Origin of the sequence: Marinifilum sp. D737 (assembly GCF_026672275.1) — a bacterium.
In the GTDB taxonomy this organism is placed as follows: Bacteria; Bacteroidota; Bacteroidia; order Bacteroidales; family Marinifilaceae; genus Marinifilum.
The window spans coordinates 15,314-30,578 of record NZ_JANQCD010000035.1 but is presented as its reverse complement, the minus strand read 5'-3'; the positions used below and the strand labels follow the sequence as shown (position 1 = coordinate 30,578).

Here is a 15,265-nt window from a genome sequence, read left to right as displayed (position 1 = left end):
TCTCAACCGAAACCAGTTGAGAGTTTTTAGAGTTGTTATATTTAAACTTGATTATAATTTTATCTCGATGCCATTGTAAAAGTCAAGAATCTTTGTTCTGAAAATGTATTCGTATTTTGCCTGAAGCAAGTTTGATTTGGCTTGAAACAGGTTGTTTTTTTCCTGGTTGTAGTCAACTGAATTTACCAAGCCTAAGTTGAATTTTTCTTCTGTATAACGGAATGCTTCTTCGGTTGAGGAAACTGCAGTTTCACTCGAAAAATATTTGTTCATTGCTGCTTTAGCATTTGCATGAGCTTGTTGAATTTCTTTTCTCAAGATGTTCTTCGAGTTTTCCATATTCAACTTGTAACGGTTGATGTTAACCTTAGCGTTAGCAATATTTCTATTTACTTGACCACCGTTAAAAATCGGGATGTTTAAGTTGAAACCAATGCTTTTGTATTCAAATAATTTTAATTGGTCATTTAACTTCATTTCTTTTCTAATAAGATCACCTGCACCATTGAATTCTGGAAAGTCTTTTCTATAACTTGACCCCCAGGAACCAGACAATGAAAGAGAAGGAGCTCTTTGACCTTTTGCTATTACAAGTCCTTTTTCAGAACTCTCTAATCTGTATCTTGCAGCTTTCATTTCAGGTCTGAATTCCAAGGCGTTAATGAATACGGATTCAGGATCTACCATAGAACGAGTTGCATTCAATACTGGCAATTCAGGAGTGCTAATGTCGAATTCAGCTGGATTTTCAAGATCTAGCAATTGTGCCAAATCAAGTAAAGCCAAATCTAAGTTGTTAGATGAATTTACAACCTCTAATTCTTCTCTGGCTGCTTGGGCATTTTGCTCCATTAAAGTTCCTTTAGGAAGCGTTCCTGCTTCAACCAAAGCTTCGGTTCTTTTAATCTGAAGTTTGGTAACTTTTAATTTTTCCTGAGCTACTTGCAACAATTCTTTGTTGAAAAGAATATTCAAATAGGAAGAAGTGATATTTAAAGCCAAATCTTCTTTAGCCTTCTCTACATCTTGCAGACTAGCTTGTAAGTCAAGCTGATTTTGTTTTATTGAATTATATTTCTGAAAGCCATTAAACAAAGTAACACTTGATGATAAGCCTAATGATCCTGTTTGGCTATCATCATTGGAATAAGTATCAGCAGCAGTTTTTGTTCGCCCAAATCCAAAGTTATACCCCATGTTACCATTTAAATTAGGTAGTAGGTTATATTTAGACTGTTTCGTGTTATTGGATTGAACTTCAGCTTCTAATTGACGTAATTGAAGGTCAATGTTGTGTTCTTTCGCATAGTTGATGCATTTCTCTAAGCTCCATTTTTCTTGAGCATTTGCTGAAGAGAATATAAATACAATTGCAATTAGCGGGAATAATAATTTTTTCATTTGTTTTTGTTTTATAATCCGTACTACGGTTTAGGCAATTATAAAAACGATTTTGATATGATAAATATGTGCAATATTATGCTCTTTACAAAGCTTGCTTAATCATTCTTTTTATTTTCTTTAATCATATCTGATTTTTTCTTCTTCTCACCCTTAAGTTTGTCATCTTTGGTAATACCTTCTAAAACCTCTATATTAATTCCGTCAGATAATCCAGTTTTGATAAAGCGTCTTTCAAATTCTTGAGGAGAAGTTTCTACTTCAACAAAGGTTGAGTCATTTTCAAACTCTAACAAGCTTTCGTTAACAGCAAGTACTTTTTCTCTTTTGTCCAATACTATTTCAGCATTTGCACTATATCCTGATCGAATAAAGTATTTGTCGTTTAGTTTAACTGAAGCTTTAATTTCAAACTGAATTGCACCATTTTCTTCAACACCTTTTGGTGATATGTATTCAAGATTTGCATCAAATTTAACATCCTCAATAGCACCAATGGTAAGTTTTAGGTTCATTCCTTGATTAATTTTTCCAACTTCAGTTTCGTCAACTTTACCCTGGAAAATCATTTCACCCATATCTGCTACGATAGCTACGGTTGTACCATCGTTAAAAGTATTGGATTGAATTACAGAATTACCTTCCTTAATTGGAATATCCAAAATCATACCTTCAATAGTTGAACGAATGATCGTGTTTGTTGCATTTGCTGATTTTTTGGTAACACCTTCTTTAATCAGCTGTAAATTATCTTTTGCCGATTGCAATTCTTCACGTGAGTTGCGATAAGCCAATTGAGTTTTCTGGAAATCTGATTCAGAAATTACTTTTTTATCATACAAAGCTTTATCACGATTGTAGTTAATTTCAGAATCTTCGAAATTAATTTTTGCAACATTAACGCGTGATTCTGCACTGTTAAGGTTAATCATGTCAGGAATGATCTTAATTTTTGCAATTGGATCACCTTTTTTCAACATTTCACCAGCTTCAACATATAAAGTTTCGATGATACCAGAAACACCTTGAGGTTTAATTTCAATTTCTTTTCTAGGCACAACCGAACCTGTTGCAATTGTTTTTTTAACAATGTCAGTAATCTCAGGAGATTTGGTGTTGTATACTACAGGTTTGTCCTGCGACTTTTTATAAAGGAAAAAAATGGTTCCTACAAAAAGGACGATTAATCCTACAACCATTAAGATTCTTAGAACTTTTTTCATGACTTGTATTATTTTCAGATTTATGACTTTTATTCGTATCTCAAAGCATCAACAGGTTTGATTTTAATGGCTCTTTGTGCTGGTAAAAGTCCAGCAAGAACACCAAAAAACACCAAAACACCGAGAGCTATAAATGCAACATTGATATCAACATAAGGATTTAATATTTGTGGGTTAGGACTCCCTTCGGTTGCTTTGCCAATTAACTCAACAATAACAACCCCAAGTACCAATCCCCAAAATCCTGCAAAAGTGGTTAAGAACACCGATTCGTTAATGATTTGACCCACAACTAATGCAGGTTTGGCTCCAATGGCACGCTTAATTCCAAGTTCTTTGGTTCTTTCTTTCACAACAACGTGCATGATATTACTTACACCAATTACACCTGTAATTAGAACACCAAAACCAATGACCCAAAATAAGAATCCAATACTATTAAATAATCCAAATATCTTATTGAATATTTTTGCAATGTTGAAGTGTCCAATTGCTTGATTATCTTCTGGATGTATGGAGTGGCGACGAGCCAGAATTTCGAATATTTTATCTTCCAATTCAGCTACAGATTCACCCACCTTAGCAGTTGCCAGGAATACATAGAATTTATCTCCGTAATTATACAATTGTTGGAGGGTAGTGTAAGGCAACTGAATGATATCATCTCGATTCCCCATGTTATTGCTCAAAGGTTTGATCTCACCAATGATTTTGAAAAAGATACCATTCACTTTAAGGTATTGTCCAATTGGATCTTCATCTTCCTCAAACATTAGTTCCTTAACGCGTGGGCCAATGGTAATTACTTTTCGGAATTCTTTAAGGTCATTCTCGTTGATAAACCTTCCTGAAATAACTTCAACAGGATTTACCATGTTCATTTCGGGAGATGTCCCTTTGATTCTGAAATTTCCTTTTTTCTCATTTCGGAATGTATTGTGAGTTGCACCACCACTCCAGCCATTAATGTCAGGAGCAATGTGTTCCAATTCTGGAATTCCTTGCTTTAAAGCAACCAAATCATCATTGGTAAAACGGTAGAATCTATTTCTTGGCAATCCCTTGTAGGCTTTTGTGGTTCTTTCTACCCAAAACACAGTTGAGTTGGTTGCAAAGTTTCCCAAAGAAGATTGAATGTTATTTTGAAATCCTCTTCCTATTCCCAGTAGAGTTACCAAAATAAGAATCCCAAACATTACACCCAATCCCGTAAGGATTGTGCGGAGTTTATTCTTTTTTAGTGCGGCAGTAATTTCCTGCCATTTATCTAGATCGAACATTCTAATGTCGTTTATAAATTCGTATTATTCATCTCTTAAAGCTTCTATTGGTCTGATGGCTGCAGCTTTTCGTGCTGGAAAAAATCCTGCCAAAGCACCAGTAATTACCAATACTATAGTTGCGCCTATTGCTATACCAAGATCAACCTGAGGATCTATAAAATAGATTGCAGCTGGCGGATAAACTTTTTCAATAATGTCAAATTGACTTATAGATTCCAATAATCCAACTCCTGCTATTAATCCCACATAACCAGATGCAGCAGTAATAAAAATTGCTTCCATTAAGATCAATCCTATAACAGAATTTGGAGAGGCACCAATTGCTTTTCGAATACCAATTTCTTTTGTTCGTTCTTTCACCACAATCATCATGATATTGAAAACACCGATTACACCTAGTAGAATTGTGAATATTCCTATGATCCAAACAAACATTTCAATTGCACTAAATAAACCTGCAAAAGTTTGAGAGTTTTCAATATTATTCTGAATCCATAGTGCATTCTTATCTTCTTTACTGAAGTTGTGTCTGGCAGCCATTTTATAAGTAATCTGCCTTTCAATATTTTGACTCTCTTCAACCGAAACATTATTTAGAGTGAAGGAAATTCTGCGAATATGATCGTTATTATTGAATATTTTTTGGGCTACAGTAATTGGAATGTATATTTCTCTGGAGTTATCATCGAAACTTGACTGATGAAAAACACCAATTACTTTAAATTTGATATCATTAATATTGATGTATTTATTAAGAGCTGTTTCTTTTGGGAAAAGTACTTTTTTTACCTCATCCTGAATGGCAACAACCTTTCTGTGTTCTGCAAGGTCGTTTTGATTAAGAAACCTACCTTTAATGATTTCAAAGTTTTTAATTTCCTTGTAAGTATCATGAACAGGTGATACATTAAAATTCCCGAAATTATTTTTGTAAGAAATTGTTTCGGCTCCAGGAATGTATGACATGGCGGAAATCGCATCGATTTTTTGAATTGATTTTTTCAGATTCAGGAAATCATCATTTACCATTTGGATCCGTTTGCCTTCAGGAGTTCCTTTATATGCTTTGGTAGTTCTACCACCAAATATTTGCATGCTGTTTGTTGCATCTTGAGCAAATACAGAAGTCATACCATTACGTAAACCTCTTCCTGCTCCCAAAAGGAAAATCAGCATAAAAATTCCCGTAGCAACTGAAAAACCCGTTAAAATGGTACGAGTTTTATTTTTTCTGATGGTGCTAAATATTTCTTGCCACTTATCTCTGTCGAACATAGCTTGATATTAGGGTTTGGTTTATTCCTGAATAGGAATTTGAACCGATTCTGTATTGTTAATTTTGTTGTTCTCTACGATTGATTCGATACGTCCATCCTTTAAGTTGATGATTCTATCGGTCATATGGGCAATGTCATTTTCGTGAGTAACAATAATTACAGTAATTCCCGATTTGTTGATTTCTTTTAAGAGTTCCATTACCTCTACCGAAGTTTTCGAGTCAAGAGCTCCAGTAGGCTCATCAGCTAAAATAATTTTAGGCTCAGTAATCATGGCACGAGCAACAGCAACTCTTTGCTTTTGTCCTCCCGAAAGTTCGTTTGGCATATGGTGTGCCCATTCTTTCAAACCCATTTTATCAAGATATTCCAGGGCGAGTTTATTTCTCTTTTTTCTGGATACCTTTTGATAATATAATGGGAGTGCTACATTTTCCATAGCATTTTTAAAAGAAATAAGATTAAATGATTGAAATACAAAACCCAACAAATTATTGCGAAGCTTGGCAGCTTTTGTTTCGCTCATCGATTTAATTTCCTCGTTATTTAGCTCGTAAACTCCTTCGTCATGATTATCTAAAAGTCCGAGAATATTTAATAATGTTGATTTTCCAGAACCGGAAGATCCCATGATTGATACCAATTCACCTTTTTTAATATGCAAATCGATACCTTTAAGTACATGCAACTTGTTGGTTCCGGTGATGTACGATTTGTGAATGTTTTGTAATCGGATCATAATATTGATGTATTTTAAAATCTATATACAATAATAAATCTATGTGATTGGATCTCAAATTTATTTAGACCAACGCACACAATTATCGACAAACCTTTATTATCAACGGATAATGTCGAAATAAATAAGCATAATAATAAAATAGAAAATCTTCACCCCAATGCTAGGTTTAATTTCAATACTCGTGCCACTAAATAGAAGTGTCACTAAATCAATTAAATAAAAGGTTTTTGAGTTCTTGTTTAATGACTCATGTGTACGATGTTATTACATAGGCTGTACGTATGCGTACAATTCGATTCTACAGTATAATGGTTGAAGTAGTGAATTGTTAATAATTGCTAAACAAATCGGGCAACGTGAAATTTTAATGTAATTTAGGAGCTTTAAATCTAAATTATGGATTGGATAAAACTACTTTCAACAAAAAGATTCGGACAAGAAGATAAACACTCACCAGAAAGCACTGATGTGAGAACTCAATTTCAGAGAGATTATGACAGGTTGATATTTTCATCGCCATTTCGTCGTTTGCAAAATAAAACACAAGTTTTTCCGTTGCCAGGAAGTATTTTTGTACACAATCGATTAACTCATAGTTTGGAAGTTTCCAGTGTTGGAAGATCGCTTGGTAATTTGTTGGCAGAAAAATTAATTGAGAAGAAAAAAGTAGATGCTGATTCTGGAATCAAAGAAATTGGAAGCATTGTAGCCGCAGCTTGTTTGGCTCATGATTTGGGTAATCCTCCATTTGGTCATTCTGGAGAAAAGGCTTTGTCGCATTATTTTGAAAAAGGAGAAGGTGCAGCGCTTAAAGATCGATTTAGTGATGAGGAATGGTTCGATTTGACAAATTTTGAGGGCAATGCAAATGCATTACGACTATTGACACATGCTTTTAAAGGCAGAAGAAAAGGAGGTTTTGCACTTACTTATTCTACCATAGCATCCATAGTAAAGTATCCATGGGAATCAAACAAAATACCTGAAGTGGGAAAGAAAAAGTATGGATATTTTCAGGTCGAAAAAGAATCTTATTTTAAGATTGCCAAAGAGCTTAAGATTCCTGAAATAGGTGAGGGAATATATGCACGTTTCCCTTTGGTTTATTTGGTTGAGGCTGCTGATGATATTTGTTATCAAATTATGGACATCGAGGATGCTCATAAATTAAATATCCTGAGTACTGCAGAAACCAAGGAGCTCCTTTTAAATTTTTATGATTCTGAAAAAGAAAAATCAAGTCTTGACAGAATAAATGAAACTTGTGAGGAGGTAACTGATACCAATGAGCAGATTGCATTTATTAGAGCAAGTGTAATTGGTAAATTGGTAGGAGAGTGTGTTAATGTTTTTCTTGATAATTACGATGAAATTTTAAGTGGAACATTTAATGGAGCTTTAATCAAGGAGGTTGAGCCAACTTGCAAACAAGCGTATAAAACCTGTACAGGAGTTGCTGTTCAGAGGATTTATCGACACCGATCGGTTATCGAAATTGAATTGGCAGGTTATAAAATCTTAGGAACCTTATTGGAAGAATTTGTTTCAGCGGTGATGGAACCAGATAATTTCTATTCGAAAAATCTACTATCCTTAATTCCTCAGCAGTATGATGTTTCAGGAGAGAATGACTACAAGAAAATCATGTCGGTATTGGATTTTGTATCTGGCATGACCGATGTGTTTGCTCTTGATTTGTATCGAAAAATAAAAGGGATTGAGTTACCTGAAATAAAGTAAAGTATGAGAAAGTTTATATTGATCTGTATGCTAAGTTTGGCATGGATATCAGGTGTAATTGCACAGGAAGAATGGAAAAAGGTAGAATCAGAAAAATCAAAAATACGATTTTCGATTCCCGATCAACCCATAGTTCAAAATAAAGAACTCAATGGAATTTCAATAGAGGTTTTTAGTTTTAAGGATGCAGTTACCGTATTCGGAATTGTAGCTTCTGATTTTTCAAAAGTAGGCATTGATTTTACCTATTCAGATCCGACCGAATACTATGAAGAAATGAAAGCAGGTAGTTTGGTAAGTAATGGGACGATTTTGTTAGAGGAAAGATCAGTAGCTTACCAGAAAATGTTGGGAAAAGAAATCGAATATACCCAAATGGTTGGCAAACATGAGTATACCTATTTTAAAAGATTCTTCTTCCGTGGAAAATACATTTATCAAATTGCGATAGGTGGCCCATCTCGAATGAAAAGAATACTCCTTGACAAAAAGAATTTATACTTTAATTCGGTGGAATTTTTACAATAACCTGATTTCAATTCTAAATATGCTCACAGCTTCAATTATTTTTTAGTGGTAATTGATTCAGGTTTTCTAAACGAAATCTTGAACAAATCTGACTTACTGTGAATAATATTTTGAGTCGAATTTGGGTTAATATTTACGTAGATATTAATTGATATTACGTAATCGTGAATTCATATTACCTAATCGTTAAACCAAGCAAAACCAGCTTGAAAATTACCCGTATTCCTATTAAATTTAAAGTAGTAAAAACAGTAAAATTTAGGGGATATGAAACTATTAAAAAAGCTAAAAGATTTGTTCTACACGGCAGAAGACGATTTCGTTGTGGTTGACCTTACTACGAAGATGATTCAATCGATGAATTCGAGAGAGTGGAATAGATTAAAAAACAAGAAAAACTTCATGGTTATAAAGTAGCTTATGTTGTAAAAAACAAAAAAGATTGGCTGGAATGATATTGGCAAATTGTTTTAGCTTGAGGGTTTGGCGACCTTATGAAAAAATGATTTCGACTATTTGTCGGAATTTTTTTTGCTGTTTTCTTCGTATTGCTTTAATCCTCGAATAACAATATTACCCGTTCCATTTGAGTTACAAGGATATTGAAATTCTCTCTTGCTCAACTTTTTATTGTTGATAGTTTCATAAAATTTGTCGAGGTATTTAATTGTATTTTTTTTGTATGTTTTATCGATTAAGGTATTGTTTAGGTAAAGGGCATAAATTTCTTTTTTCAATTCATTAAACAACTGGAAAGTCGATTCGAATTCACTCATGTCATCCAGGCAATATCCTCTATATCTTCTACTGCGAACGGAACTTAACTGAAGGGCTTCTGCAGGTGCTGCGTATGGCGTATTTACAATTCCCGACATGTCAAAATCGTAAGGAACCGTTACAAGTAATTTACCAGTATGATTAACCAGTAACTTAATATTATGTAGGTATTGTACGGACCAATCGGTATTTCCGATAAGGTATTGAAAAACGGCCATTTTTAAAAAGGATTCTTTATCGATTGTTTGTGGATTAACATTTAGTTGCTTGCGAATTGCTGAATGATTTCGCTTTGCCATTTTATTTTGATCTTCCAAAAGGATTCCATACCTGGCGCTTTTGGTTTTATTTCTTTTCGAGTCTTCAAAAATTACTTTTACCAATCTTACCCGAAAGCTTTTCTCTGTTATTAGCTGGTATATTTTATAAGCCAGGTACTCTTGCACAACAAATTGTTCATCAACACAAGTGGTAACCAATTTTAATTTATTTTGTCCCTTAAAAATTGTTTTTGCTAAATTTGGTAAAGTGTCAAAATTTAAAAGCAGGGGAGGAGTTGCGCAATTTGCTCTCATCTTGCGAAAATGCCCTCGTGTTTTTACTCGAATATCCAATGAATGTTGTTGGTTATTGATTTTATATGAGAAAGCAAAAGGATGGTATTTTGCATTCTCTTTCCTATCGTTGAACAATTTTCTGATATCACCTTTAAGGGTGATTTCAAATACTTCATCACTATTGAAAAGGGGCGATGGCTCATAAGAGTTGATTGCAGCATTTTGAGCCCCAACTTCCCAGTTAAGAAACACAGATAATATCAGGAGGAAATAGAATCTCATATTAATAATTTGTAGTACATGCAGATTATTTACGAAGGATATATTCATCAATCATTTCCAGTGTGTCGGGATTTTTTACCCGAACCGAAACTTTTTTTCCGTCGATATCAATAAGAACCAAAGCATTCTGCGTGGAAAAATTGCGAAGGTTTCCCATCCAAAGAGTCTTTTCCTGTGCGTAATAGGGAGCCCCGGCAGCGCCATTGTTAATCTGGTAAAATTTACGCTGTAATATTATTTTTTCGTGGGGGTAGTCTGGAGGATATCTTTCCATATCTTCTGTAATGGTGAGCAAATTGTAATTGTGTTCATCCCCAGTCAAAAAAGCAACAGTCTTTTTGCTTTTATTAATCACAATATCCATTAACTCATCCCTTCTTTCAATAATTCCCTCCTTGTAAGGATTTCCATTCACAACAGCGCGCCACTTGTTATTCCCATGGTACCACATATCATCTTTCACGTGGCCCCCATTGGGAAAGCATGGCGTGTGCATACTCACAAACACGTGATCAATGTTTGTATCTTTTTCCAGCTGTTTCATAGTTTTTTCCAGCCACTTAAGTTGATTATCCATGATATAGGCATGCAGGTTGCCACTGCTTACATTGAGTCCATGTGGGGCATACCAGTAATCTGAATTAAGAACCACCATGGCAACATTGTCGTAGCTGTACCAGTAAACAGATTCTTTGTAGGAAGGAAAGTCATCCTTGTCAGGATTGGGGTCGTATTTTGAATTGTCTTCACTGTGTGGGCCATTTTGAGGGAGGCTGAAATTATCCTGGAACAGCGATTCCCCTGAGTCTGTGGCAAAAGGAAAATGATCAATCATATAATTTTGTTGGGTTTTAGGATCATGAAAAATGATATTGTAAGCCTCATGATTTCCAAAGCCCGCATAGAAAGGGATGTAGTGCCACCATGATTCTACAGCATGCTTCCAATTTGCATATTGTAGGTTCATCCTTTCGCGACTGGTGTCATAGCCATCAATTAGATCGCCTGTGAACTGAACAAATTTAGCATCTTCAAGTTTCGCAAGGGCAGCTATTCTTTTCATGATATAGGCATTGGTGCCGTAAATATCTCTTTCTCCGCCTCCTTGTCCCGATCGGGAGTCACTGCCATAGGCAAAAGTGAAAGGCTTTCTGCTACCAGGTTTAGGGGCAGTTTTGAGCTCAAATCCATATTCAAAGTCACCTACCTTTAGTTTGTAGGGATACAGTTTGTCTGCCTGGAGCTTGTCCAGTTTTATTTCATGAGTGAGACTTTTCTTTTTATTATTAAAAACCTTGTTATTACAAAGGATGGAGGACCGAACAGGTTTTGATGTTGTAAAAGAAATTACTGCACCCTTATGGCTTAGCTGATTCACAAATGGCCCCTCAATCACTGTAGGTTCTGCTGTGAACAAATTGTCCTTAAAGCTGAAGGCAACTTTACCATCGTAGAAAATCATACCGTTGCTGGCCATAATTCTATAGCCCAAAATCGCTTTTCCACTCTTTTCCCAGTTTACCATATCATACTTGCCTGAAAGATTGCCACGTATCGGAATTTGAGCTTTCCCGTTCACAATTCGGGAGCTTTCCCTGAAATAAACAGGTTGAGGGTAACGGCCATCCTGATAGTTAATGAAGCCATAGTATAAGGTTCCGTTGAGTTCAGGAAATTTAAAATCAAGATCAAGTCCCAGATTTGTTCCTTTGATATTCGAATACAGATCCTCAAATTGAAAGAGGTCTTTGCGATGGACAGCATAGATTTTTCTATCCTCGACCTTTACAAACAGACCTTTTTCATCAATGGATATATTTGAATATACAGCAGGTATTTCCTGTGCATGGCTAAAGGAAAATATTGCTAGAAGAAGGGCAATTGTATTTAGAATCTTCATGTTATATTCTTATTTAAAATGATTCTATTAAATATACAACATGAAATGAAGGGGTGAAAATTTTTATTTTCAGAACTACTAATGTATTGATATTACTTCTTTTCAAGCTTCTCAATCATCTTAAGCAAACGATCTCTGTTTTTTGCTGATTTAATAAACTGAGGCAATTTCTCAACCAAGGTAAAAAAAGCTCTATCGTTTCGTTCGCGTAGTCCGGCCTGTATGTATTGCTTGATGTACTCCAAATGCTTGTAGTTGTGAGCAAAAAAGAATTCATTTTTAAAGCTGTCCTGCAGCCAAAATTCGCAATCGAACCAGTAATCAGTAGTGGCACTGTATGATTTCTTATTCGAATCAAGAGGTTTGTCGGTTACATAATGGCAGGAAGAGCATTTCAACTCTGCAAATTGTGGCACTTGTGTACTTTTTACCATAGCCTTACCGCCACACTTTGGACACACCACTAAAGTCTCATAAGAGAATTCATCGGGTCTTAGGTTTTGATCGATAAAACGAGTTTTCATTTTAGGGTTTGGGCTTTTATTTGGGTACACTAAGATAATTATTCTACTGTATTCAGGGATGTTATTAGTTAATGTTTTTATGCTTAAAAGGTACGGAATTGCTGGGAAAGTGGTAAGTAGAAAAATTTCATTGACTTGATGGTTTGTTGAGATTCCCCTCTTGAGAGGGGATAAAGGGGAGTGTTGAACATGCTATAGCAGGAGGAAAACGTAACATCTCCCTGTATTCTCTCCCGATTTTCGGGACAAGTTTTTGAAAGGGGGACTAAAAACCTACAATCCCCTCATCCATTCCTCACGCAATTTTGCATTGGCAGGATCATCCAAAACTGCATTAATTCTGTTGAGCATTTCCTGTTTGTCGCGAGGAAAATTGCCACGCAGTACCAAATAGTTGGAAGCATGGTCGCTGCGGAAAACAGTTGATTCCAGTTCCAGATTTTCGATAAAGACTTTCATTTCGGCAATCAGCTCAATGGTATTCAAAGGAATAAATTCGCCATCGAACTTTTTGGCAAAATGATCTTCGTCATACGGATAGCTCAAAACCAAGGTTGAAAGGAATTCGGGTTGAATTTCGTTCACCACTTTGGCAGAATTTAAGGCATGCTGGTGGGAGTAGTTTTTACCGCCAAGTCCGTTTAGAATCATTACCGAAAGTTTGATTCCTGCGGCACGAGCTCTCTTTAAAGCCATTGCAGTGCTTTCGTAGTTCTCCGATTTGTTGATTCTGCCCAACAACTCATCATCGCCCGATTCGATTCCTACGTATAGCAACTTTAATCCTTTGGCCGCCAATTGCTGTAGTTCTTCATCGGTTTTGGCCTCAATATCTTTAGGTAAAGCATAGGCCGAAACGCGAGTCAATCTTGGAAACTTCTCGTTTAATTTGTCCAATATTCGCGAAAGCTTGTCGAAAGAAAGTACCATGGCATTTCCATCGGCCAAAAATACCTTGCGATAATGATTGGCATAGGGCTGCATAGAATCGATATCGGCAAAAATATCTTCCTCTTTGCGAGTATGAAATTGCTTGCTGCTGTACATTTCGCAAAATGCACACTTGTTCCAGGCACATCCTAGTGTTACCTGCAATATAAATGAATAGGCCTCGCTTGGTGGGCGGAATAATGGTTCGTCGTATTGGATCATGATGGCAAAAGTAGAAAAAGAAGCCGCAAGCTCCAAGCTCCAAACTCCAAACTCCAAACTCCAAGCTCCAAACTCCAAACTCCAAACTCCAAACTCCAAGTTACAAGCTTCAAGTCGCAAGTTTGAAAATGAAGTGTAGCGTTTTTCCGTTTAGTTTAACACCAAAAGGTAATAACCACAGAGTGCGTGGAGTATTATAGAGCACTTATGTCTGTTTGTAACAGATTTTTTAATTTGGTTATAGGATCTTTTAATTATCCGTGATTACTTCAGGGCAGAGAGGTAAGGAATTTATTTATTTCTCTGTGTTACTCTGTGAGATTGGTGGTTAGACAAAAGTAATTCCTTTATGAATGCAAGGCCAGTAAACTGATATCTTAGAAAGTCATAAGTATCATGGAAATCTGCGTCTTCTTGAGAAGGTCATCTTCCTAACTTAAATTTCTTAACTTCGTAACTCAAATTGTAATTGATTCGTTTGTGGCAGAAAAATCAGTAAATATCACTGTTTTTGGAAAAGTACAAGGTGTTGGCTTTCGATATCATACCCGAAAGACGGCGCAGCGTTTTGGTGTGAATGGTTTTGTGAAGAACCAGGTAAATGGAGCGGTTTATATAGAAGCAGAAGGTGATGAATTGGCTGTTGAATTGTTTTGCGAGTGGTGTAAGAAAGGACCAGACTGGGCCAGGGTTGATCGCGTTACTATTTGCGATGCTGGTGTGAAGGAATATTCGGGATTCGAAATCAGGTAATGGTATAAAATAAAAAAAAAGCTCCGAAAGTGAATTTCGAAGCTTTTAAGTTGACCCATAAGGACTCGAACCTTAAACGTCTGGACCAAAACCAGATGTGTTACCATTACACCATGGGTCAATACCATACAGTCATTTTCTGACTAAGACGCTGCAAATATAGTGGAAATATTTTTACGTCAAAACGAAAAATTACAAAAATATAGCGAAGTTTTTTGCGATAGGAAACAGGAGAGCTTGAATGCTTCTCATTGTCAATTTAAAAGGGGTTTGGAGATGGAAGAAAAAAAAATTGAATCTTTAACTGGAAAATGGATTTACGAAGAGGATTATGGCTATGGAACGGCTCAGGGAGAATTAATTTTAGTGCAGGAAGGGACGAAATTGTCTGGTAAAATTATTTTTTCGGAGAACGCCGATTCGAATGAAACTTTTATGATTCAGGAAAAGATAGAAGGAGAAATCAACCAAAACAGAATAAAAATTAGGGCAACGGAATATGATATCATTCATGCCGATTACGATATACGATACGAACTGGACTCCTGGGAAGGAATGATGATTAATGAAACGATGATTGAAGGAGAAAGTTTGGACGATCAGGGAGTGGCGGGGAGTTTTAGGTTTACTAAGATAGTTTGAAAGTAGAAGAGTAGAAAGGTGAAAAAGTATGAAATGGGGAAAAGCTCTATTTGAAAATGCGATAAGAGATTTTATCACTGCCTAAACTATGGAGTTTGAATTGCTCCGAGCTCTGAGATTTTATAATGGTTTGATGAATTCAAAAGTTGTGAAATTCAATTGCCGAGTTTCAACTCGGATTTCAGATATAATACATAAGTATGTATACAAAAAAAGCTTCGAAATTAATTCCGAAGCTTTTTTAAGTTGACCCATAAGGACTCGAACCTTAAACGTCTGGACCAAAACCAGATGTGTTACCATTACACCATGGGTCAATCATAATGCGTCTTTTCGTAAAGACTCTGCAAATGTAGTAATTTTTTTTTGTGTGCAAACAAAATCGGAAAAATATTCTCAATGAATTCAAGGGAAACCCTGAAATTTGACTATTTTCGTTCAGATTATTTTATTGCGAATCAATATAAAAAACAAAAATACACAC

At 35.6% G+C, this 15,265-nt stretch carries 14 protein-coding genes and 2 tRNA genes; 5 read left to right on the top strand and 11 right to left on the bottom strand.

Annotated features, from left to right (window positions below):
- Positions 1–51 precede the first annotated feature (51 nt).
- The 5 genes from NQ163_RS17040 to NQ163_RS17020 all read right to left on the bottom strand — a co-directional run bounded on the left by NQ163_RS17040 (position 52) and on the right by NQ163_RS17020 (position 5,923).
- A complete protein-coding gene (locus NQ163_RS17040) occupies positions 52–1,401 on the bottom strand; it encodes a TolC family protein (RefSeq protein WP_268191549.1) in 1,350 nt (449 codons plus the stop codon).
- Positions 1,402–1,499: 98 nt separating this feature from the next.
- The gene (locus NQ163_RS17035; RefSeq protein WP_268191548.1) at positions 1,500–2,624 is read right to left on the bottom strand and encodes an efflux RND transporter periplasmic adaptor subunit; all 1,125 of its coding nucleotides are present in this window, start codon (positions 2,622–2,624) and stop codon (positions 1,500–1,502) included.
- 29 nt (positions 2,625–2,653) lie between these two features.
- Positions 2,654–3,904, bottom strand: a complete 1,251-nt coding sequence (locus tag NQ163_RS17030) for an ABC transporter permease (protein ID WP_268191547.1) — start codon at positions 3,902–3,904, stop codon at positions 2,654–2,656.
- Positions 3,905–3,928: 24 nt separating this feature from the next.
- The gene (locus tag NQ163_RS17025) at positions 3,929–5,182 is read right to left on the bottom strand and encodes an ABC transporter permease (protein WP_268191546.1); all 1,254 of its coding nucleotides are present in this window, start codon (positions 5,180–5,182) and stop codon (positions 3,929–3,931) included.
- Between the two features lie 21 nt (positions 5,183–5,203).
- Positions 5,204–5,923, bottom strand: coding sequence for an ABC transporter ATP-binding protein (locus NQ163_RS17020; protein ID WP_268191544.1), 720 nt, complete (start codon positions 5,921–5,923; stop codon positions 5,204–5,206).
- A 399-nt stretch (positions 5,924–6,322) separates the two neighbouring features.
- Here NQ163_RS17020 and NQ163_RS17015 point away from each other — a divergent pair, with 399 nt between their 5' ends.
- The 3 genes from NQ163_RS17015 (at position 6,323) to NQ163_RS17005 (ending at position 8,611) form a co-directional block, all read left to right on the top strand.
- Positions 6,323–7,666: a deoxyguanosinetriphosphate triphosphohydrolase gene (locus NQ163_RS17015; RefSeq protein ID WP_268191543.1), complete on the top strand. Its 1,344-nt coding sequence runs from the start codon at positions 6,323–6,325 to the stop codon at positions 7,664–7,666.
- A gap of 3 nt (positions 7,667–7,669) precedes the next feature.
- The gene (locus NQ163_RS17010; protein WP_268191541.1) at positions 7,670–8,194 is read left to right on the top strand and encodes a hypothetical protein; all 525 of its coding nucleotides are present in this window, start codon (positions 7,670–7,672) and stop codon (positions 8,192–8,194) included.
- A 267-nt stretch (positions 8,195–8,461) separates the two neighbouring features.
- A complete protein-coding gene (locus NQ163_RS17005) occupies positions 8,462–8,611 on the top strand; it encodes a hypothetical protein (protein WP_268191540.1) in 150 nt (49 codons plus the stop codon).
- 95 nt (positions 8,612–8,706) lie between these two features.
- On the opposite strand, the gene NQ163_RS17000 is transcribed toward NQ163_RS17005, so the two are convergent.
- The 4 genes from NQ163_RS17000 to NQ163_RS16985 all read right to left on the bottom strand — a co-directional run bounded on the left by NQ163_RS17000 (position 8,707) and on the right by NQ163_RS16985 (position 13,506).
- On the bottom strand, positions 8,707–9,810 hold the full coding sequence (locus tag NQ163_RS17000) for a CotH kinase family protein (RefSeq protein ID WP_268191539.1): 1,104 nt from the start codon (positions 9,808–9,810) through the stop codon (positions 8,707–8,709).
- Between the two features lie 25 nt (positions 9,811–9,835).
- Positions 9,836–11,710, bottom strand: coding sequence for a metallophosphoesterase family protein (locus NQ163_RS16995; RefSeq protein ID WP_268191538.1), 1,875 nt, complete (start codon positions 11,708–11,710; stop codon positions 9,836–9,838).
- 92 nt (positions 11,711–11,802) lie between these two features.
- Positions 11,803–12,234 (bottom strand): hypothetical protein, encoded by a 432-nt coding sequence (locus tag NQ163_RS16990; protein ID WP_268191536.1) that lies wholly within the window; start codon positions 12,232–12,234, stop codon positions 11,803–11,805.
- 273 nt (positions 12,235–12,507) lie between these two features.
- On the bottom strand, positions 12,508–13,506 hold the full coding sequence (locus NQ163_RS16985) for a radical SAM protein (RefSeq protein WP_268191535.1): 999 nt from the start codon (positions 13,504–13,506) through the stop codon (positions 12,508–12,510).
- A 360-nt stretch (positions 13,507–13,866) separates the two neighbouring features.
- Here NQ163_RS16985 and NQ163_RS16980 point away from each other — a divergent pair, with 360 nt between their 5' ends.
- A complete protein-coding gene (locus tag NQ163_RS16980) occupies positions 13,867–14,139 on the top strand; it encodes an acylphosphatase (RefSeq protein ID WP_268191534.1) in 273 nt (90 codons plus the stop codon).
- A gap of 50 nt (positions 14,140–14,189) precedes the next feature.
- On the opposite strand, the gene NQ163_RS16975 is transcribed toward NQ163_RS16980, so the two are convergent.
- Positions 14,190–14,260, bottom strand: a tRNA-Gln gene (locus NQ163_RS16975).
- Between the two features lie 155 nt (positions 14,261–14,415).
- Here NQ163_RS16975 and NQ163_RS16970 point away from each other — a divergent pair.
- The gene (locus NQ163_RS16970) at positions 14,416–14,781 is read left to right on the top strand and encodes a hypothetical protein (RefSeq protein WP_268191533.1); all 366 of its coding nucleotides are present in this window, start codon (positions 14,416–14,418) and stop codon (positions 14,779–14,781) included.
- Positions 14,782–15,027: 246 nt separating this feature from the next.
- Here the strand turns inward: NQ163_RS16970 and NQ163_RS16965 are convergent.
- Positions 15,028–15,098: transfer RNA gene (locus tag NQ163_RS16965), tRNA-Gln, on the bottom strand.
- Between the last annotated feature and the right edge of the window lie 167 nt (positions 15,099–15,265).